The 21012-nt window shown below is 62.0% G+C and carries 17 protein-coding genes, 1 tRNA gene and 1 pseudogene; 10 read left to right on the top strand and 9 right to left on the bottom strand.

Annotated elements, in window-relative coordinates; genetic code table 11:
- Positions 1-364: 364 nt before the first annotated feature.
- The 4 genes from KIH81_RS00485 to KIH81_RS00470 form a co-directional block, all read right to left on the bottom strand.
- Complete coding sequence (locus KIH81_RS00485) at positions 365-700, bottom strand: DUF3846 domain-containing protein (protein WP_214303595.1); 336 nt, start codon at positions 698-700, stop codon at positions 365-367.
- An 11-nt stretch (positions 701-711) separates the two neighbouring features.
- Positions 712-1527 carry a magnesium chelatase domain-containing protein gene (locus tag KIH81_RS00480; protein ID WP_214303594.1) on the bottom strand — a complete coding sequence of 272 codons (816 nt, stop codon included), beginning with the start codon at positions 1525-1527 and terminating at the stop codon, positions 712-714.
- A gap of 612 nt (positions 1528-2139) precedes the next feature.
- Positions 2140-2784, bottom strand: coding sequence for a class II glutamine amidotransferase (locus tag KIH81_RS00475; RefSeq protein ID WP_214303593.1), 645 nt, complete (start codon positions 2782-2784; stop codon positions 2140-2142).
- Positions 2784-3650 (bottom strand): hypothetical protein, encoded by an 867-nt coding sequence (locus KIH81_RS00470; protein ID WP_338024710.1) that lies wholly within the window; start codon positions 3648-3650, stop codon positions 2784-2786. Before KIH81_RS00470 ends, KIH81_RS00475 begins: the two co-directional genes overlap by 1 nt.
- A 531-nt stretch (positions 3651-4181) precedes the next feature.
- On the opposite strand from KIH81_RS00470, the gene KIH81_RS00465 reads away from it, so the two are divergent.
- Positions 4182-4577 (top strand): helix-turn-helix domain-containing protein, encoded by a 396-nt coding sequence (locus tag KIH81_RS00465; RefSeq protein ID WP_214303592.1) that lies wholly within the window; start codon positions 4182-4184, stop codon positions 4575-4577.
- Positions 4578-4670: 93 nt separating this feature from the next.
- Positions 4671-5846 (top strand): HipA domain-containing protein, encoded by a 1176-nt coding sequence (locus KIH81_RS00460; RefSeq protein WP_214303591.1) that lies wholly within the window; start codon positions 4671-4673, stop codon positions 5844-5846.
- Positions 5847-5942: 96 nt separating this feature from the next.
- On the opposite strand, the gene KIH81_RS00455 is transcribed toward KIH81_RS00460, so the two are convergent.
- Positions 5943-7307 carry a tyrosine-type recombinase/integrase gene (locus KIH81_RS00455; RefSeq protein WP_214303590.1) on the bottom strand — a complete coding sequence of 455 codons (1365 nt, stop codon included), beginning with the start codon at positions 7305-7307 and terminating at the stop codon, positions 5943-5945.
- Positions 7308-7710: 403 nt separating this feature from the next.
- Between KIH81_RS00455 and KIH81_RS00450 the strand changes: the two genes are divergently transcribed.
- From KIH81_RS00450 to glgX, 5 genes are all read left to right on the top strand, one after another.
- Positions 7711-8499 carry an ANTAR domain-containing response regulator gene (locus KIH81_RS00450; RefSeq protein ID WP_109058138.1) on the top strand — a complete coding sequence of 263 codons (789 nt, stop codon included), beginning with the start codon at positions 7711-7713 and terminating at the stop codon, positions 8497-8499.
- Positions 8489-11389 (top strand): DNA polymerase I, encoded by a 2901-nt coding sequence (polA, locus tag KIH81_RS00445; protein WP_214303589.1) that lies wholly within the window; start codon positions 8489-8491, stop codon positions 11387-11389. Before KIH81_RS00450 ends, polA begins: the two co-directional genes overlap by 11 nt.
- Before the next feature lie 166 nt (positions 11390-11555).
- Entirely contained in the window at positions 11556-12476 is a 921-nt protein-coding gene (locus KIH81_RS00440) for a Nif3-like dinuclear metal center hexameric protein (protein ID WP_214303588.1), read from the top strand.
- Positions 12477-12679: 203 nt separating this feature from the next.
- Complete coding sequence (locus KIH81_RS00435) at positions 12680-13282, top strand: NUDIX hydrolase (RefSeq protein ID WP_217624828.1); 603 nt, start codon at positions 12680-12682, stop codon at positions 13280-13282.
- Positions 13283-13353: 71 nt separating this feature from the next.
- Positions 13354-15483 (top strand): glycogen debranching protein GlgX, encoded by a 2130-nt coding sequence (glgX, locus tag KIH81_RS00430; RefSeq protein ID WP_214303729.1) that lies wholly within the window; start codon positions 13354-13356, stop codon positions 15481-15483.
- Positions 15484-15658: 175 nt separating this feature from the next.
- On the opposite strand, the gene KIH81_RS00425 is transcribed toward glgX, so the two are convergent.
- Positions 15659-16825 (bottom strand): ABC transporter permease, encoded by a 1167-nt coding sequence (locus KIH81_RS00425; protein ID WP_214303586.1) that lies wholly within the window; start codon positions 16823-16825, stop codon positions 15659-15661.
- A 156-nt stretch (positions 16826-16981) separates the two neighbouring features.
- Between KIH81_RS00425 and KIH81_RS00420 the strand changes: the two genes are divergently transcribed.
- Together KIH81_RS00420 and KIH81_RS11930 are read left to right on the top strand one after the other, a co-directional pair.
- Positions 16982-17055, top strand: a tRNA-Pro gene (locus KIH81_RS00420).
- 301 nt (positions 17056-17356) lie between these two features.
- Positions 17357-17557, top strand: a pseudogene (locus tag KIH81_RS11930) (IS30 family transposase); the annotation flags it as partial.
- 192 nt (positions 17558-17749) lie between these two features.
- On the opposite strand, the gene KIH81_RS00415 reads toward KIH81_RS11930, so the two are convergent.
- From KIH81_RS00415 to KIH81_RS12165, 3 genes are read right to left on the bottom strand one after another with little or no spacing between them, the layout of a single operon-like run.
- Complete coding sequence (locus KIH81_RS00415; RefSeq protein ID WP_214303585.1) at positions 17750-18769, bottom strand: lipocalin family protein; 1020 nt, start codon at positions 18767-18769, stop codon at positions 17750-17752.
- 48 nt (positions 18770-18817) lie between these two features.
- Complete coding sequence (locus KIH81_RS00410) at positions 18818-19762, bottom strand: MFS transporter (protein ID WP_214303584.1); 945 nt, start codon at positions 19760-19762, stop codon at positions 18818-18820.
- The gene (locus KIH81_RS12165; protein ID WP_214303583.1) at positions 19759-20229 is read right to left on the bottom strand and encodes an MFS transporter; all 471 of its coding nucleotides are present in this window, start codon (positions 20227-20229) and stop codon (positions 19759-19761) included. Before KIH81_RS12165 ends, KIH81_RS00410 begins: the two co-directional genes overlap by 4 nt.
- Before the next feature lie 187 nt (positions 20230-20416).
- On the opposite strand from KIH81_RS12165, the gene KIH81_RS00400 reads away from it, so the two are divergent.
- Positions 20417-20959: a hypothetical protein gene (locus KIH81_RS00400; RefSeq protein ID WP_214303582.1), complete on the top strand. Its 543-nt coding sequence runs from the start codon at positions 20417-20419 to the stop codon at positions 20957-20959.
- The last annotated feature ends 53 nt before the right edge of the window (positions 20960-21012 follow it).

The raw sequence follows: 21012 nt of genomic DNA, 5'->3' as shown, positions 1-21012 counted from the left end.
CCTGAACGGTGTCGGGGTGTGCCCCTGTGGTTTTTTTGTTTTGCCCGGTTGGGCAAGCGAAGCGTTACCGGCCCGAACGGGTTCCGTCATAAGAACGCGCAGGCGTCCGCCGTGCGTGGGCGTTGACGAGTTCCGTGAAGCCGGTATGATCCAAAGGCCTCCGGTCGACCGGGAAAAACAAAGGAAAGACGCAGTCTTGGAAGATGGGCGACGGCGTAGCCGTCTTTCTTTTTCTGAAAGGGTTCTCGCCTGTGGCGTGCTCCGTCACGGCCTGGCGAGCCGAGTGGGGCTGCCGGGGAGAACGCCCGGTTCTTCCCGGCCGTGGCTCCCGTCGCTGGACGGGGCCACGTTCCACGGGTCGTGTTCATGCGGCACGCAAGGGATGCTCGAACCTGCGCTTGTATGTTTCCGCCTGCATATCGTTCAGGCTTACGTGACGGTCTGTGCCCGGGGGCCGGCCGCAGATGAGGAACGTTCCGCGGATTACTTCTATGGCATGGTTGTTCCTCATGAGCATCCGGTTCGGTTCGAGCCCCAAGAGTTTTCCTTCCTCGTTCACGTAGCAGACGGCATCCGAGGCGAGCGGCAGGGGTTCGAGGTATCCGCCGACGATTGATTGAAGGGTTTCGAGGTCGTCCTCGATGGTCGCGAGAAGGGGTTTCCTGCCGGGCTCGATGATGAGGGCGGTGATGGTGTTCATGGGTGTTCCTTTCAGTCTTCGGGCCAGACAAGGGCGAACATCGCGTCGAACTGGTCGATGGCCTGTTCGAGAGGCGTTCTGTTGATGTCGACCGGGGTGACGGGGTTCTTGTTGATCGCGGCGAACAGTTCGGGATCGGTGTCCATGAGGTCGGCGAGATAGTCCTCGTACCGTTCGCTCATATAGGAGCGGGCCATGTCCCGTGTCGTTGAACCGGGGTTTTGGGCGGCATAGTAGGGGCGTCCGTCGTCGGCCTGCTGCCAGTAGGCGGTGATATAGCCGGTGACCTCTGCGCGTAGCGTGTCGTATTCATCGAGCGTGAAGTCGACCCGGCCGATGATTTCCCCGAGCGTCCGGGCAGAACGGATGGTGAGTCCCTCCACCGGGCGCGCGTCGCTCGCGTTGCCGGCGGGGATGATGATTTCCGTGATGCCGGTTCGGGCTGCGTGTTCGAGCAGCGGCTGCACGTGTTCGACTGTGGTGATGTTCCCATCGGGGTCGGTTCCTCCGAGCACGGGGATGTTCGCGTACCGGTCGCGTTGGATGCCGGTTGTGCCGATGACGCTCAATGCGATGGCTGCTCCCGCTTCCCTCATGTTCTTGCGCGCCGTGGCGGGGCTGAGGTTCACGGTCATGCGTCCCTCGGGCCATGTTCCGATGGTGTGTTCGACCGCCTGCTTGATGACGTCGCGTCCGGTTGCGCCGCCGGTGATGCCGATGACGGCGAAGTAGGGTAGCTGGCCGGGCTGGTTGAAGGCGGTCGCGTCGATGACGATTGGCCTGCCGTCACTGAGTTGAATGTCAAGTGCCGTTGATTCCTGATTCATGGTGACCCTCCTGTCGGTCCGAACCGGGATGGTGGTTCTCCCTGGTTTTTTGTTTTGCCCGGTTGGGCAAGCGAAGCGTTACCGGCCCGAACGGGTTCCGTCATAAGGACGCGCGGACCGGCCGTGTCCGGTCGGGCGCGGATGTTGACGGGTTCCGTGAAGCCGGTATGATCCAGAGGCCTGTGGCCGACCGGGAAAAACAAAATAATCGGGACGACGGCTTCGCCGTTCCGCTTCCGGCCGGAGCCCTAACGGGCGAAGGCCGGCAGAAAAATGGGCCGCAGGCCCGGCGTGGGGCGGCGCGTGTGGCCGTGATGTGTCGTCGTGGATGTCGTGCGCGGCATCGTGGGCGCTGTCGCCGCACCGTTGGATGCGGGGCGCGCATGATGCCGGGCGGCGGCACCCACGACGACATGGTGCTGCTGTCACGCGCGTAGTGCCACGCCGCTCCGCCCGGTGCGGGCGGAGTCCTCCTTTCGCCACGGTCGCCGCCTGTGGCGGCCGTCCGCCGGGCGGGTGCGGGGGTCGGGCCGCCGAGGGTTCCAAGGGAGTGGTCTCCCTTGGCCGCCGGAGGCCGTCCCCGGTCCGACGGGCCGGGGACGTTCCTTCGGGTCAATGCCTGTTGGGCATGTAGTCGAGTGTGTCCTCGTCGTTCGGAATGATGCCGTAGTTGACGCAGGCGTCCTCCCATCCGTTCTGGTAGCCGTCGTCCCACCATGAGTCCACGTCAATGAGACTGCCGAGCTCCCAGTTCGTGTTGCTCACGGTGATGAACCCGACGCCTCCACGGATTCGTTCGGCGTCGTCCGTGAGCCATTCGAGTGTGCCGTTCTGGTCGATGAGTGCGAACCTCCCCTGACTACCGTCCGAAAGGTCGGCCTGCCCTGCCTGCCATGCGAGTATCGCGTTCCTGCTATCGGACTCGAACCTACCGTGTGTGTGGGCGCGGGCGATGCCGTTGTGGGCGATGAATCCCGTGCGTCCGCTTTTGCTGAATCGGAAGGGATGCGTGTTCTCGACGCATACCTTGCCGTGGGTCGCAAGGCGGAAGTGCAGAAGGAAGGGGACGCTTTCGAGGAATTGCCAGTGCTGGGCTATGAACGCGAGGGTCTGGTGGTTGTCCTCGTTGCGGTAGCGGTGAAGCCTGACGCCGTCGTGCCATGCGATTCCAGCGCCATCGGGGTTCGTATCGCTCATTTGCGCGAGCTGGGTCATGGTCGGCATGCTGCCGGCTTCGCTGGTGACGATGACGCACATCAGGCGTTCACCTCCTCATGCTTCGCGGGGATGGCGTTTCTGCATGCCGTGCGGCTCATGCGTATGATGTCGTCGCGTTTCAGCGAGTACAGGGGATGACGCTGGAAGAACCGCCACATGGTGTGCATGTAGTTCACGGCCGGCGCGAGACGGTTCGCGGTGTCCTTCCACCATGGGCCGAACGTGCGAAACTCGATGGTCGCCGCATGCTGGTCGTTGATTGCCGTGGCCTTGCCGTTGTAATGGCCGTGCGTGAGTTCGCACCATCTGCTGTTCGTCATGTGCCGCATGTTCAGCTTCTCGCATTGCTCCTTGTCCAGCGCGGTCAACGCCCAGTACCATCTGGAGGGCGTCTGCTTCGGCGTGCGGCTGACATGCATATGGCCGCCGGCCTGACTGTTGTCGTTGTCCGGGTCGATGCCGGACACCAGCCGGACGATGGACGGAAGGTCATCCATTGTCATCGGCTGTGTCTGGTATTCGAGCGCGCCATCGTGGTGAAGGCTTCCGTCCGTGCACCAGCCAGCGATGAGAGAACTGTCTTTCATGCGCTCCGTGTCGTGCCATCCGCCGACTTCTATTTCGAGTCCGAACGTGAACGGCTCCCGTACCGGCCTGCCCTGATATGGATTCGTGTATGCCGCCATGCGGATATCGACGCATTCGTGCTCCTCGAAGCATGAAGGGCAGAACCTGTCGTCGCATTCTTCGCATCGTTCGGCGCATTCCGTGCAGATACGGTCGTCGCAGTCGGCGCACCAGTACGAGCATTCGTCGCACAGCGCATGGTCGCAACGGTTGCACCAGTAGACGCATTCGTCGCACAGGTTCGACCCGCATTCGTCGCAGATGTTGTTGCATTCCACGCACATGTCGTTCCCGCATCCGCATTCCCTCGTGCAGTCTTCGCACACGTATGCTTCGCATTCGTGGCATTTACGCCCTTCTCCTTGGATGGGACGGTCGCATTCGTCGCATGTGACGTGCTTTGATTCCTCGATGGTGGTTTCGCCGGTTGCCATGGATATCACGCTCCTAAGTCGTTTCTTGTTTTCCGGACGAGTCGTGTCAGGCGCGTTTGTCCGCGCGCGGCGGCAAACCGTGCGACCATCGGGCGTGCGTGGTATCCGCCTTGCGGACACGCATATCCGATGGGCGGGCGAGTGTTTGCGACGCTCCGGCATGCGCGCATGATGGGACTCGCCCGGAAACCCCGTCAGGGGCTTTCCGGGAAGGATCGCGCGCGGCTGGCCGCGCTCCGTTCCCATGCGCCAAGGCGGGCGGAGGGCAAACGGTGTTATCCATGTGGTATAATTATGTTGTTCTTATTGGTTAAACGTTTGGGGGTCGTCATGGCTTCAGGCCTATGCGGAACGAGAAGCAAGGCGGATTTCCGGATGCTCAGGGAATTGTTGGGGCTGTCGCAGTCCTGGGTGGCGAAGCATGCCGGCGTGAGCTTGCCGACGTTGAAGAACTGGGAGAATCCGGATTATTTCTATCCGCCCAAACGTGAGGCGTGGGATCTCCTGGAAGGCCTGTGGCGGCAAGCGGACGCCAAGGCCGCCGGACTGGTCGACATCGCGTCGGAGGCCGCTCGGACCGCACGTGAACGCGGGGTTGAACCCGCTCCTATCGTGTTGACCTACTGGAGGGGCGTGAAGGATTTCGAAAAGCGTTTCGATAACGGGGACGAAGGGTCCTTCCGCATCGCCAACGCGGCCACCCGGCTGGCGGCGGACAGGCTGCACGCCCTCGGGTTGCCCGTCACCGTCATGTACGCGGAGTCCGAGTGATGCGGCTTATGGACCGCGGCCGGTTCGGTGTCATGAGCGCGCCCCGGCGCGTCTACACTGGCCGATAGCGGTCGTGAACGAATGGAGGAATGCATGGAACGTCGTTTGATCATGTGCGGCAGGCATCCGGTGCTGGCGTTCGACTACGACCTGCGATCCGCCCATGCCGTGGGCGTGGGGGAGATCCTGGATCGGGACAGGTTGCCGCTGGAACTTGTCACCCATGGTAAGGACGCCGTGTACGCGCGGCGTGTCGATGCATGGTGGGCTCATCGCGCCATTCCGTCCACCAGGGATGGCATTCGCAGGGTACTGGACGTCATGGGTGTCCGATCCACTGTCGAACTGCTCAACAGGTCCAACGGGCTCAGCCTGTCTGACCAGTATTGGGTGAAGCCCGAGTCCTCCGGACAGAGGTGGGAGGACGTGAACTTCTTCACCAACCCGTTTGACGAGGATCTCGGCAAACTGCTGTTGACCACGTATTCCTCATCCCGGGAACTGAGTTTCAATGCGCCGGACGCCTCCACCGGCGGTGATTTGCCGAAAAGATGGATGATCCGTCCGGAAGACCAGGTCCGGGTCCTGGTCAAGGGCGGAAGGACCGGCCAAGAACCAGTCAACGAGGTGATTGCTTCACGCCTTGCCAAGGCGCTGGGGATCGATGCGGTGCCTTATTCGTTGGGTGAATACGACAACCGTCTCGTTTGCTCGTGCGATGAGATGCTGTCGCCTCATGAAGAACTGGTGTCTGCCTGGCAGCTTCTGGAATCGGTGAAACGGAACAACCGGCTGAGCATGCGAGCCCAGTGGGAGGCGTCTGCCGTTGGATTCGGCTGCGATGCCGGGATGATTCGCAAGGCCACGGATGACTGGCTGCTTGTGGATTATCTGATGCGCAACACCGACCGGCATTACAACAATTTCGGTTTGATTCGAGACGTGGAGACACTGAAGGTCAGGCCTGCGCCGTTGTTCGATACGGGATCGTCCCTGTGGTGCGGCGAGCTTGTGGTCGATGGCCGTGACTACAAGGCCAAACCGTTCTATTCCACTTATAAGTCACCCACGGCGCGACGCCAGCTCCGTCTTGTGTCGTCCTGGGATCGGTACGATCTGGGTGTCCTGAAGGCATGGCCCGACGATGTGGCGCATCGTCTGTCGCTGACGAACATGATGGCATCGGCCCGTATCGACTCGATCAGGGATTGTTTGGCAGAGCGGATCAACGAGGTTCGCAAGGAACGGGATCGTAGCCTCCGGCCGTGATCTGAAAGCCTGCGAAAGTCGCATGCGGCGGGTCGTGTTTCGTTGTGTGCGGTGGCTGAAAACAGTCATCGCACACAACGAATCCTCTGCGGCGCGTTAAGCCGCGGTCACCTGTCTGGCATTGGTCTTCATCTCCTGTTCCGGGATGACGGCGGCCATGAGGTTCGCGACCTGCCCCATAAGCAAGGCGATTGTCGCCCAGCTGGATGTTGCGGGGTCCTCGGGTTTATGCCCTGTGAGCAGGAGGGTACTTGCCACGGTCGGGTCTGAAGCGAGCAGGTACGCCGCGGTCCGATCGGTGACGTCGCGATGGTGTTCGGGCACTATCCTCTGGTAGTGCTTGAGCGTGGTTTCCTCCTGGACGTGTCCCAGCGAGTTCATTGCCTCTTTCAGTGTTCCGCCATGGAGCATGAGTTGTGTGGAATGAGTCACACGCAGGGTATGGAACAGCAGGTCCGGACGGTTCGCCTTTTTGCGTGCCCGGTCGAACTGGTTGCGCAACGTGTTGGTCGCCAGTATTTCACCGCGCTTCGCCTGGAAGAACATGGGACTGGTCCGGTCTTCCCGATCCTCGATGTGGTCTTTGATCATTGGCAGCAATAAAGCGGGGATTGGGACCGTCCTTCGTGAGCCAGTGGTCTTGAGTCTTCCCAGTTGGGAAGGACCGAGATCGTTTTCCCCTCGTGTGACGCCTCTCCTGATTGTGAGGGTGAGGTTTTCGAGGTCGAAGTCGTCAACCTGCAGCCCGCATACCTCTCCGATACGCAGTCCGCCGACGCAGGCGGCCAGATATACGGATAGCCTCGTGTATCCGGGCATTGCGTCGTATATGCAGTGGAGTTCCTCCGGCGTCACTGGTGGTACATCAAGGGAGTGCGCCTCGGGCTCCGGCGGTACAGGCAAGGTGAAAGGGTTGCTTGCGAGTAGGGGAGGCATGCCCTTCATGCCGGTGTCGCAAGCAGCTCGGAGAATCATCTTCAGGCTGATGCATTCACTACGGAACTGCCATTCACCGTTCGGATGTTCGCCGTAATACCAAGAATGGATAGTTTGCTCGTTCAGCTCCCTGAGCCGAACGTCTCCGAAGGCTTCCTTGAGATGCCTCACGTTGTTTCGGAGGTTTCGTTTCGAGCCGCCTCTTAGATCCGATCCGTCCTTGTTATGATGCTGGCTGACGAACATGTCGGCGAATCCGGCGAATGTTATCTCTCCCTGCTCCTTACGTTTTGCAGGTGACTCGTATACACATTCTCCTCGTTTGCAGCGAGCCACATACTCCTGTTCCTGATCAAGCCACCAAATTGCTTCAGCTCGCTGTTCGGGCTTAAAGTTCTTATACACGCGGTGGCTATCTGGTGGGGCGGAGTATCGGGCCTGTAGAGCGAAAACACTTCCATCCTGACGTTTCAGTTCGAGTATGCATCCGAATTTTCGTTGGCTTGCCTGCTTACCGGTGGACATTGTGACCCCTTTCCAACGGGAGCCATCCCCATCCACCACCTGTCCGCCCGTGGCCGTCCTCGGTCCGGGCCGTAACGTTGATTATGCAGGCTTGGACTGACCTTGTAACACACACGCCGTAGCTTGACAAATTGCGGGTATCCATTATGGTTATTGAAGTTCTGACAGCATTCAGCTGTGCCGTGATTGAATTACTTTCGGCTGAATGTGCAGAAAATAAATGAAGATGATTATGATTACCTGGATGTAGTAGTCATCCGGTAAGAAGCTTTCGGTCGGTTCGGCGGCCGCAGTCATAGGCTGTAAGGTGGGTTCGAGTCCCACCGGGGGCACATTTCAATGTCAGATTTACCGGTAAGCCTTGGTGGGCGTGTGTCCGTTGGGGCTAAGGAAAGAGGTTGGTATGGCTGCAAGGAAGAAGTCCGAGGAACCGAGCATCAACGTCGATGAGGTGTTGACTGACGCGGAACTCAAGGCCGCCGCGGGCGTGGAGGATGAGGCCGAGCCGGCCCCCGCCAAGTCCGAGGACGGTCCCCGCACCGTGGTGGTGGCCGAGGACGAGGCCGTGAACCGTATGGATCTGGTCGCCATGCTCGAGGACAACGGCTACGAGGTCGTCGGCCAGGCCGCCAACGGCGAGGAGGCTGTGGAGCTCACCCGCAAGTACCGTCCGGACGTGGTGTGCATGGACGTCAAGATGCCGCGCATGGACGGCATCGCCGCCGCCGGCATCATCTGCGACGAGAACATCGCCCCCGTGGTCATGCTCACCGCCTTCTCCCAGACCGATCTGGTCAAGAAGGCCACCGGTGCCGGCGCCATGGCGTACGTGACCAAGCCGTACGAGGAATCCAAGCTGCTGCCCACCCTTGAAGTGGCCATGGGCCGTTTCGCCGAGATCAACGACCTGCTGGACACCGTGGAGCGTGGCGAGCGCAAGCTCAAGGAAGCCAACGAGCAGCTCAAGGAGACCGAGGAGAAGCTCAAGAAGGCCGAGGACACCCTCGAGGAGCGCAAGCTCGTGGATCGCGCCAAGGGCCTGCTGATGGACAAGGCCGACTTCTCCGAGCAGGGCGCCTTCCGCTGGATTCAGAAGACCTCCATGGACCAGCGCATCCCGAAGAAGCGTCTGGCCATGGCCATCATCGCCAAGTACGGCGATCCGAAGCCCTCCGATTCGGATGAGCGCTGATCGATCGTTGACCGTACAGCATAACGTCGAGCCGTCCACCACCCGCACCCTGCTGGTGGTGGACGGCCATTCTTTGGCCTTCCGCGCGTTCTTCGCCCTGCCCGTCGATAACTTCAGCACCGAAGCTGGGCAGGCCACCAACGCCGTATGGGGCTTCGCCAGCATGCTCGCCCAAGTGGTCGACGCCGAGAAGCCGGACCATCTCGCCGTCGCCTTCGACGTCAAGGGCGGCACCTTCCGTAACGAGATGCTGCCGCAGTACAAAGGCACCCGCGACGCCGCCCCCGAGGAACTGCTCACCCAGCTGCCGCTCATCCAGCGCATGCTGACGGCGCTCGGCATCACCTACATCGAAAAGCCGGGATACGAAGGCGACGACGTCATCGCCACGCTCGCCACCATGGGCGACCACGACGGCTACCATACGCTCGTGCTGTCCGGCGACCGTGACGCCTTCCAGCTCATCGACGACAACGTCACCGTGCTCTATCCGGGGCATCACTTCAAGGATCTGAAACACATGACCCCGCAGGCCGTGGTGGACAAGTACAAGGTCACGCCCGCGCAATACCCCGATCTGGCGGCCCTGCGCGGCGAAACCGCGGACAACATCCCCGGCGTGCCCGGCGTGGGCGACGGCTTCGCGGCCAAATGGATCAACCAGTTCGGCTCCCTTGACGCCATCTGCGAGCACGCCGACGAGATCGGCGGCAAGAAGGGCGAGGCGCTGCGGGCCAGCATCGACCAGGTCAAGCTCAACCGCAAGGTCAACGCCCTGGTACGGGACGTGGACCTCGGCGTCGAGGTCAAGGACCTGACGTTCGGCAACGTGGACACCGCCGCATTGGACGAGCTGTTCAAGGAACTCGAGTTCGGCGGCCGCACCCGTACCCGCATGCTCAAGACCTTCAACAACGGCGTCTCCGCCGCTCAGACCGCGTCCGGTGCCGATACCGGAGCGGATGATGATGAATCCGTCGTTCCGCTGGACCCGCCCGAAGCCACGGTGATCGATTCGCCGGAGACCTTCGACGCATGGATCGCCGGCCATCGCGCTTCGGTGAACGTGCCGGATGAGGTGGCCGATTTCATCGTCGCCGACGCCGACTATCAGGGTGCCGACCGCCATACCGTCTGCGGCGATGCCGTCAACCATGCCTGGACCGTGACCGCGTGGGGAGACGTGCGCCCCGGACGCGCCGCGATGCAGTCGTTGGCCATCTGCGTGGGAGACCAGGCCGCAGTCGTCAACGCGCCGATCGACGAACCGTTGCGCCAGGCCGTGCAGACGTTCCTGGACGGCGAGCACCAGCGTGCCATCGTCCACGGCTACAAGGAGCTCCTGCATCTGCTGGGTGCCGCGGGCCTCGATATGGACCTGCCGATGTTCGACACCAAGCTCGCCGGATACCTGGCCGAGCCGGACTTCCATGCGGATTCCCTCGCCCAGGCCGCCGAACACTTCCTCGATTTCCATGCGGACGAATCCGCCGAACCCGAACAGGGCACGCTCGACTTCGCCGACGAGACGGCCGAATCGGACGCGACGGACGACGGCCAGCCGGACGAGAGCCGCTTGCGTGACCTCGCCGTCATCCGGGGACTGGCGCACCTGCTGGGCCCGATCATCGACGAACGCGAACAGTGCTGGCTCATGCGCGCGGTGGAACTGCCCGTATCCCGCGTGCTGCACGGCATGGAGCACACCGGAGCCGCCGTCGACCTGGGACGCATCACCGGCATCCGCGACCAGTTCGCCGCCGACGCCGGCATGGCGCAGAACATGGCATGGCAGTTCGCCGGCTCGCAGATCAACCTGCAAAGCCCCAAGCAGCTGCAGAAGGTGCTGTTCGAGGACATGGGCCTGAAACCCACCAAGCGCACCAAAACCGGTTCATACACCACCAACGCAGCCGCACTGCAGACCCTGTACCTGAAGTCCATCGACAACGAGCAGGCCAACGGGTTCCTCGGCGCGCTGCTCAGGCACCGTGAGACCAACAAGCTCAAGCAGATCGTGCAGACGCTGATCGATGCCGTGAACCGCAAGGACACGCGCATCCACACCACGTACGAGCAGACCGTGGCCGCCACCGGCCGACTGAGCTCCACCGACCCGAACCTGCAGAACATCCCCAACCGCAACGCCGCCGGCCGTGAGATCCGCAGCGCGTTCGTACCGGGGGAGGGGTACGAGTCCCTGATGAGCTGCGACTACTCGCAGGTCGAGCTGCGCATCATGGCCGACCTGTCCGGCGACGAGGCGCTCATCGAGGCGTTCCGCTCCGGCGCCGACTTCCACAAGTACGTGGCCTCGATGGTCTACAAGGTGCCGGTCGACGAGATCACCAGCGACCAGCGCACCCATGTGAAGGCCATGAGCTACGGTCTGGCCTACGGCCTGAGCACATACGGTCTCGCCCAACAGCTGGGCATCGCCCCGCGCGAGGCCGAAGCGCTGAAGAACCGCTACTTCGACACCTTCGGCAAGGTGCACGACTATCTGGAATCGCTCGTGTCCTCCGCCCGCAAGGAAGGGTACACGGAGACCATCTTCGGCCGCCGCCGCTACTTCCCGGCATTGCGTTCCACGAACCGCGTGGCCAGGGAAGCCGCCGAACGCGCCGCGCTCAATGCGCCGATCCAGGGCTCCGCCGCCGACATCATGAAGATCGCCATGATCCGGGCCGACCAGGCGCTGCGCGAGGCCGGCGTGAAAAGCCGCATCATCCTGCAGATCCACGACGAACTTGTGGTCGAAATCGCACCGGGGGAGGGCGAACGGGTGACCTCGCTGGTCAGCGACGCCATGGAACACGCCGTGCACCTTGCCGTGCCGCTGGACGTCTCCTGCGGCATCGGTGCCGACTGGCAGCTCGCCGCCCACTGATCTTCGGACGGGTGCCGACGGAAATCGAAGGACCCAGCAAATTTCGGCCGCGGAATCGCCTTTTCGCGGCCGAAACTTGATAGAGGCCCGCCGTGTCCAGCAGGTTTCGGACGGTCGGGTACGGCAATGCCGGTGTCGGCGGCTTGAGAACGTTACAATGAAACGTATGCCGAATCTGAAGCAAGTCATCGACGCCTTGGAAGCCCTCTACCCGCTGCGCTACGCCGAATCATGGGATGAGCCCGGCCTCATCGTGGGCGACCTGAGCCAGAGCATCGGCAAGATCGTGTTCGCGGCCGACCCGACCTCAGCCATCATCGACCAGGCCATCGAGGCGGGAGCCGACCTGCTCGTCACCCATCATCCGCTGTACTTCCGGGCTGTGCATGAAACGGGCGGACTCGGCTTCCGCGGCGACATCGTACGCAGGCTCTACCAGCACGGTTGCGCGCTCTGGGTGGGGCACACCAACGCCGACTCCGCATGGCGCGGCGTGGGACAGGCCGCGGCCGACTATTTCGGTCTCATCGACCAGAAGCCACTCGTCCCCATCGCCGACCCGGACGCCGAACGTGCCGGACATCCCGTGGGCCTGGGCCGCGTGGGACGCCTGCCTGAACCCATTGCCCTCGGTGACTTCACGCAGCGCGTGTTCGACGAGGTGAACGACCACGGCATGGCCACCGCCCTTGGCGTGCAGGTGTGCGGTGATCTGGACGCGCCGGTCGAAACCGTGGCCGTGCTGCCCGGCTCTGGCGATTCCCTGTTCGACGAGGTGCGTGCCGCCGGCGTGGACGTGTACGTGACCAGCGACCTGCGTCATCATCCGGCGACCGATGCCATCGAACAGGCCCGCTACGAGGCCCGCATGCGTGCCGCCGGCATCGTGCTGGGGCAGGGCGATGCAAGAACCCGCCCGTACCTCGTCAACACGCCGCACGCGGCCATTGAATCGATGTGGTTCAACTATGCGATCGAAGATGTGCCGGCAGCCATCGAAACGGCCACCGGCCAGCGTCCCGACGTCGCATGGCTGCATGCCACCACCGACCCGTGGACCCTGTCCATCACCTCGCACCGGCAGTGAACCGGGCGCTGGGCCCGAACGGGCTCGGCGTAGGGCCCGGCATCGGGCCGACGGCACATCGCCCGCGAAAATCCGCCGCGCACGCGACGCACCCCTTACAAGGAGGCCTCACAGGAGTGTTTGGCAACAACAAACCAAGCAAACAGGAACAGCTCGAACACCGGCTCGGCCGCAAGCTCAACGCCAGCTCGGACGGCATCGACATGGACGTGCCGGCCAAGGTGATCAGCAGCGAGACCGTGTACACCGGCCGCATCTTCCACGTGGACGACATGCGGCTCGCCCTGACCGACAAGCAGGGCAGGGAGCACGAGATCAGCCGTCAGGTACTGCGGCACGCGCCCTGCGTGGTGATGCTCGTGCACGACATGTCCACCGACCGCTACCTCATCGAACGCGAATACCATGCCGGCTCGGACATGTTCGCCTACGGACTGCCCGCAGGCCTCATGGACGAGGGCGAGGACATGATGGACGCCGCCCTGCGCGAACTCGCCGAGGAGACCGGCGTGGTGCCGGACCGCGACGTGATGGGCGTGGACTATGTGGGCGACTTCTACTCCTCCGAAGGCATGACCGATGAACTGGCGCACATCATGGTGCTGCACCTCGGCCCGTTCACACGGGAGGAACGCCATTTCGACCCGGACGAGCATGTGGAATCCGCATGGATCCCCTGGAGCGACCTGGTGGCTACGCGCATCACCGCATCCAATTCGATGATCGCCATCCAACACGAGGCGCTGCGCCGTCTTATCGCCCAGCGCAAGGACCCGGACACGCACGACAAGTCGCTGTTCGCCTGACGTTCACTCCACCGGTACACCGGTAACAAGAAAGGTGGGATACTGGAAACATGCAGATCAGACCTGGATCAATGTACCCTCTGGGTGCCAGCTATGACGGCGCCGGAGTCAACTTCGCCCTTTACTCGCAGGTTGCGCAGAAGGTCGAACTGTGCCTCTTCGACGACAACGACGTCGAGACGCGCATCGAAATGACCGAGCAGAACTCGTATGTGTGGCACAACTACATCCCCGGCCTCCAGCCCGGACAGCGCTACGGCTACCGCGTCTACGGCCCGTACGACCCGGTGCACGGCCTGCGGTGCAACCCCAACAAGCTGCTGCTCGACCCGTACGCCAAGGCCATCGAAGGCAACATCGACGGCGACGAAAGCCTCTTCTCCTACTGGTTCAGGAGCCCGGACGACCTCTCGTCCATGAACACGCTCGACTCGGCCGCCCACACCATGAAGTCGGCCGTGATCAACCCCTACTTCGACTGGGGCAACGACCAGCACCCCTACATCCCGTACCACGATTCCGTGATTTACGAGGCCCACGTGCGCGGCATGACCAACCTCAACCGCGACGTGCCGCCGGACATCCGCGGCACCTACGCCGGCCTGGCGTACCCGAGCGTCATCGAATACCTGAAGAAGCTCGGCGTCACCGCCATCGAGCTCATGCCGATCCACCAGTTCGTCAACGACTCGTTCCTCCAGGAGAAGGGCCTGTCCAACTACTGGGGATACAACACCATCGGCTTCTTCGCCCCGCACAACGCCTACTCGAGCTCCGGCGAACGCGGCCAGCAGGTCAACGAGTTCAAGTCCATGGTCAAGGCCTACCATCGCGCCGGCATGGAGGTCATCCTCGACGTGGTGTACAACCACACCGCCGAAGGCAACCACATGGGCCCCACGCTGAGCTTCAAGGGCATCGACAACCAGTCGTACTACCGTCTGGTGGACGGCGACCAGATGCACTACTTCGACACCACCGGCACCGGCAACTCGCTGCTCATGCGCTCGCCGCACGCCCTGCAGCTCATCACCGACTCCCTGCGCTACTGGGTCACCGAGATGCACGTGGACGGATTCCGCTTCGATCTGGCCGCCACGCTGGCCCGCCAGTTCCAGGAAGTCGACAAGCTCTCCGCGTTCTTCGACATCGTGGAGCAGGACCCGGTGATCAGCCGCGTCAAGCTCATCGCCGAACCATGGGATCTGGGTTCCGGCGGCTACCAGGTGGGCGGCTTCCCGTCCAGCTGGTCCGAATGGAACGGGCGCTACCGCGACACCGTACGTGACTTCTGGCGCTCGCAGCCGTCCACGCTGCCCGAGTTCGCCTCGCGCCTCATGGGCAGCTCCGACCTGTACCAGGTCAACGGCCGTCGCCCGGTGGCCTCCGTGAACTTCATCACCGCGCACGACGGCTTCACCCTGAACGACCTCGTGAGCTACAACGAGAAGCACAACGAGGCCAACGGCGAAGGCAACCGGGACGGCGAATCCAACAACCGCTCCTGGAACTGCGGCGTGGAAGGCCCCACCAACATCCGGGACGTCAACGACCTGCGCCAGCGTCAGATCCGCAACATGTTCTCCACGTTGCTGTTCAGTCAGGGCATCCCGATGATCTGCGCCGGCGACGAGGTGGAACGCACCCAGCAGGGCAACAACAACGCCTACTGCCAGGACAACGAGATCTCCTGGACCAACTGGGACCTCAACAGGGACCAGAAGGACATGCTGGCGTTCGTCTCCAAGCTCATCCACCTACGACTCAACCATCCCGTCCTGCACCGCCGTCGCTTCTTCACCGGACGCGAGCCCGGAGACGATTCGAACAAGATCCCGCAGGTCGAATGGTTCGACCACACCGGTTCCATCATGGACATGGAGGATTGGCAGAACACCCACGCCTTCTCCATGATGATCTACCTGAACGGTTCGGACATCCCCGAAGTGGACTGGTACGGCAACCGGATGGTTGACAACGACTTCATCCTCATCTTCAACGCCCACTACGAGCCCATCATGTTCACGTTGCCGGACGAGCGGTACGGCCGCAAGTGGCAGCTCATCGTGGACACGCACAATCCCAAGGGCCCCGAGCTGAGCTACGAGGCCGGATTCGTGATCACCGCGCAGGCGCGCAGCTTCCTGATGCTCATCAGCGCCAAGAAGCCCAAGCGTCCGTTCGAGCCGACCGAGGGCTGAGACTGAGTCCTGATTTGAATCCGGGCCAATAGATAGTCATGGGCCGCTTCCCTGCTTTCGCTGGGGAGCGGCCCATCGTGATACCAAGGTTCTTGGCGCCCCTTGTCAGGGGAGCTGTCAATCGTAGGTTGACTGAGGGGTGGTTCCGAAGAATTCAACCGGCATTGAGACGACGTCACTTGTCCGCGGCGATGCGGGATTCGATGTGCTCGGATTCGTCGTCCTTGTCAAGCCCGCCCTCGACCATCTGCGCGTGCAGCAGCTGCGCGGCCACGCGGTCGGCCTCGATGGCGGCGATCTGCCGCGAGAACACGATGAACCAGCCCAGAAACATGAGACCGGCCAACGCCTCAACGTTGGTGAGCGTGTTGTGCCCCATCATCATGTTGGCCCAGAACCCCGCGCACACCAGCGCGGCCAGATCGGAGGCCACCATCACCGCCTTGGACAGGCGCGGGGCGAGCCAGGGCAGGCAGACGAACAGCACCAGCATCACGAACGGCAGGCCCTTGGCGCACACGTTGTGCATGAGGTTATGCGGCGTATAACGGAACGCGCCGATGCCGATGAACGCCAGGCCCGAGATGGTCAGCAGCGCGGACAGGATGGTGATGCGCGCCATGAAGTGCGGGATGTCGTAGCCTCGGTTCGGGTCCTTGTTGGTGCGGTCGTGCCACAGTCGCTGCAGACGCTCGGTGGTCACCAGTTCGGAGATGGCGAAGTAGCTGACGATGATGATGCATGTGCCGGCCAGCATGAGCGTGGAGTTGAACATGCGGGCGGCGAAGGTGGTGCGGTCGCCGAGCTGGGAGAAGTTGTTGTGATACCAGTACGGATCGTCGGTGGTCATGCCGGCGGTCACCACGCCGGAGATCACGAAGAACGGTAGCAGGCTCGCGATGGTCTTGGCGTTCATCAGCTCGGCCTGCACGAAGGTCATGTATCCCACCACGCCGGCGAATCCGGCGCAGACGCTGGAGATGTAGCCGGAGAAGATGGCGTTGCCCATCATGTCGTTCGCGGCGCCGATCAGGGCGAACGAGGACAGGAATATCGTGGAGGCGTACACCACTGAGAGGGCCACAATCTCCACGATGCGGCGGATCGGCGCGAACCAGCCGTGATTGAGGTTCAGCGAGCGTGATTTGCTGGCGTATCCGATGATGAAGGAAATGACGCCGCAGCCGGCCACGATGCCCGAACACACCATGAACCGACGCTGGGTGAGCTGCCAGATGGCCGGCGCGTATTCCATATAGATGTTCATGGACACGGCGCCCACCACGGCGCAGATCAGGAAGGAGATCAGGCCGGAGGTCTCCGCGCGCTGATGACGTCCCATGGGTGCTCCTTCCGTTTATGGTTCCGCTGCCGGTAACGCTTCGCGGACGAATCTTGCCAAATCTTCATTGTATCCCGTGTCCCGGTCCGGATATGCGATACAATGTCTTCTTGTGCCGTCGCCGCATGTGCCCATACCGGCGATGCAACGGCATGACGGGCTATAGCGCAGCTTGGTAGCGCGCCTGCTTTGGGAGCAGAATGTCGCCGGTTCAAATCCGGCTAGCCCGACTCGAAAGCCCTACTCCCGCTTGAGATGTAGGGCTTCTTCGTTTTCTCGCCGACACCCGGTAACAAAATTCCGGGTTAATAGACAGAACGTGGGTCTTATCCGCGCGTGTCATCGGCGCGGCGCGGGTCATTTTGAACGTCCTGCCCAGCCGGTCCTGATGCCGAATCCACTCTCGTAGGCGTTGATGCCGGTGGCGGGCAGTTGTACCGCGGTCGAGGTTCCCGGAACCGGCTCGTCGTTTCCCATGTCCTCCGCCTTCCTGGTTTTCCAGTGCTCGGGAATGACGAACGACATGGGATCGGGATCCGCCGCTACCTGCCCAAGAAAACCGGATTCGACGACCTGGCGGACGCGGACCTGCAGGCCATCGTGGACGAGATCAACGACACCCCCATGAAGGTCCGGGGCTGGGAAACACCCAACGAGGTTTGGTACCGCGAATTCAGCAAAGTAATGTCGAGGCCGAGCCACCCAAAGACGGGCGTTGCACTTACAAATTGAATTCGGGTCAAAGAGTCAAGCCTGTCTCGTGTTGTCATGCGCGAGACGGGCTTTTCCTGTGCGAGAGCCCCGAAAGGCTATTCGATGCCCATTCCGAATCCCTTGTTCACCGGCCCGTCGGGCTGTGGCTTTCTTCGGCGGGTTGGCGGGATCGGCCCGACGCCGGTGATTTCGGAGGATGGTCCTGTGTTGTCAGTTCCATCCTCCGACGAGTTCGAGGCAGCAGTGGCCCGTCACCGAGTGTCCTCGGTAGGTGCCGACCACTTGGCTTGCGCCTTCGTATTTGCGCCCTGAGGGGTTCGGCGAAGCGATTTCCTGTTCGTCCATGATGGATGTGACGGTGAGTTTCGCTTCCCATTCGGGGATGGAGATGGTCCATCCGGTTGGGTATTTCATGCCGGTCACAGGACTTTCCCACACGTTGAAGGAGTCGCCGACCATCGGATCCACGCCGGCGGAAGATTGGGTGCCGTCCTCATGCAGGACGCTGGCCCAGCAATGTTCGCTGCCCGTGGCCAGTTCGGTTACACCCCATAGGCTGATCACGTCGGGATCGTTATCGAAGCAGAGGTTCATCCACAGCCATTTGCAGTTGTAGCCGTCCTTGAGGCTTCTGCCTTTGGGCATGCCGGCGAACTGACGGTCCATCCATACCATTCCCTCCACCTCGTGGCGCTGGCCGTTGAGAGTGATGACGCCTTTGGCAGCCATGTGCGGGAATGAGTATTGGTAGTTGGCCACTCCGGCGATCTGGAAGTAGCCGGTACCGAGACTGTAGAGTGGGTATCCGGTGCCGTGCAGGTCGAGGTAGATGGATCCGTCCGGCATGGCCGATGCGATGCGCATGTTGTCGAGGTCGCCTTCGATGACGTCCTTGTCGGTGTGGATGTGCAGTCCCTGGCCTGCGACCTGTCCTCGCCTGACCTTGTAAAAGCGGTCTTCGTGACGGTAGATGCGTCCGGTCTCATCGGTGATGGACAGCACGCTGTTGATCATGCGCACCGGCAGGTATTTGGAGAACTGCAGGACGCTGACATGGTACATGAAGTCAAGGGTGTGGCCGCCCGTCTCGAAATGACCGACCCAGAACCATGAGTTGCCGACTTTGTCGGTGCGTATGAATGTGTCTTGGATGGGATCCACCAGCGGTTCGGTGCCGTGGTGGAAGGTACGGATGTTGTGGGTCAGCGAGTTGTTCGTGGTGTCCATCATGTCTCGTTTCGTTTTGGTTCCGTGTCTGTTGATACGTTGTCGTTTCGGTCACTGTCCGACGAGAGTCTGTTTCGTCGTGCCTCGGCGCGTTCGAGTCGCCAGAAGCGCCGTGACGAGGGCGGCCGCGAGGATGACCGCGATGGCGGCGAATGCCAGCGTCGAGCCGAGTATGGATTGCGCGTGCTCGCTGGCGGTGGGCGCGAGGGTGGTGGACAGCGCGGAGATGGATACGATGAGGGCGGTGCCCATCGAGGAGGCGATCTGTCCGACGGTGTTGGTCACGCTTTGCGCGTGTCCGATGTTTTCGTTGTCGAGTGCGTTGATGCCCCAAGTGTTCACCGGGGTCATGGCGAACATGAGTCCCGCGTAGAGCACGGTATAGGCGCATGCCGTGAGGATGACCGAGGCGTCCGCGCCGAGCAGAGCCATGAGCACGCCGCCGATGGTCATGACCGTCAGGCCGGGCAGGGCGACCTTGCGGATGCCGTATTTGTCGAACATGCGGCCTGAGACGATACCGCAGCATGCGCCGATGAGGGCGCCGGGAAGCATGGCGAGCCCGCTGGCGGTGGCGGATGCGCCGAGCACGGTCTGGATGAACATCGGCACCATGACGTTGCAACCCATGAGGGCCGCCTGCATGCATGCCACGATGATCACCGAATGCGCGTAGGTGCGGTTGGCGAGGATTCCGACGCGCAGCATCGGTTCCTTCGTCTTGAGCTGTCGGCGCACGAACACGGCCACGAGCAGCACGCCGACGACGATCAGCGAGACGGTGAGCATCATGTTGCTGGTGGACGTGAACGTGGACAGCCCGTACAACAGGCATGCCAGACCGGCCGAGGAGAACAGCACGGAGACAAGGTCGAACGCACCCGGTTGGAAGCCGTCGAAGTTACGCAGGTAGACGGCGGCCAACGCGATGACGATCAGCGAGACGGCCGCCATGATGACGAACAGCGTGCGCCAGCCGAACGAGTCGATGATCACGCCGGAGACGGACGGGCCGAGCGCCGGGCGAAACCGACGACGAGTCCTGTGATGCCCATTGCCGTACCGCGGCTTTCCTTGGGGAACACGAGCAGGATCACCGCGGTGACCATCGGCATGATCGCGCCGGTGCACAGGGCCTGCAGCACCCGGCCGACCATGAGCAGGGGGAAGGTCGGCGCGAATGCGGCGACGAGACTGCCGGCCGCGAACAATGAGATGCATCCAATGAACAGTCTGCGGGTGGAGAAGCGTCCCATGAGGAACGCTGCGAGCGGGATGACCATCGCCTCGACCAGAGAATAGCCGCTGGACAGCCACTGAACGGTGGTGGAATCCACCCCGAGGTCCTTCATGATGGACGGCAGCGCCGGCGTGACCACCGACATGTTGAGCACGGCCAGCAATGTGCCCATGAGCAGCACGATGACCATGATCCATTGTTTTCTGTTGATGCCAAGTTTCACAATAACACTCCGATAAACAATAGTTATTGCTTATTCAACGAGCATCAATTATTATCGAAACGCAACGGATGACAACCACCGATATGCGACATTTCTCGCTTATTCGACGATTCGCCTGAATCGTCGAATAACACGCGGCTTATGGGCGGAGCGGGAATGACGCTACCGGCAGGACGAAAGGAGCACGGTGACCGATCTGCGCATCGTCAAAACCCGCAAGGCAATCCGCGAGGCGTTCCTGCGCCTACGGGCATCAGGAGTTCCGGTCTCGAAGGTCAAGGTCAAGGACATCTGCGACCTTGCGCTCGTCAACCCAAGCACGTTCTACAAGCATTACCTCGACGTATACGACCTCAACGACAAGCTTGAGGACGAGACCATCGACGCGATGCTGGAGCATTACCCCGACAAGGACAAGATCCTGTCCGATCCGCCCGCATTCCTCAATGGCTGGAGGCCGGCCATCGACAGCCAGATCGACGATCTGCGCGTCCTGTTCGCCGGCCGCCCCGAAGCCATGTTCCGCAAAATCGAATCGACGCTCGTCGATCGTTACTCCGCCCGAGCGGCGAACGAGCGCGAGCGCATCGCCGCCGTCTTCTCCATCGCCGGGGCTCTCCACTCGCTTGGCCTGCTCAAGCTGGAAGGCGGACAAAGCGACGACGAGATCATCGCGGCGGTCGCCGAAAACCTCAACGCCATCGCCGCTCGGATCCCCGACGGACGATAACGAACACCCCCTATACGAATCAACGGCATCATCACACGGATACTCTTTAATCA

It is taken from the genome of Bifidobacterium miconisargentati (assembly GCF_019331675.1).
Taxonomy (GTDB): Bacteria; Actinomycetota; Actinomycetes; order Actinomycetales; family Bifidobacteriaceae; genus Bifidobacterium; species Bifidobacterium miconisargentati.
The sequence above is the reverse complement of the archived record's forward strand: the minus strand, read 5'-3'. Positions and strand labels throughout refer to the sequence as shown.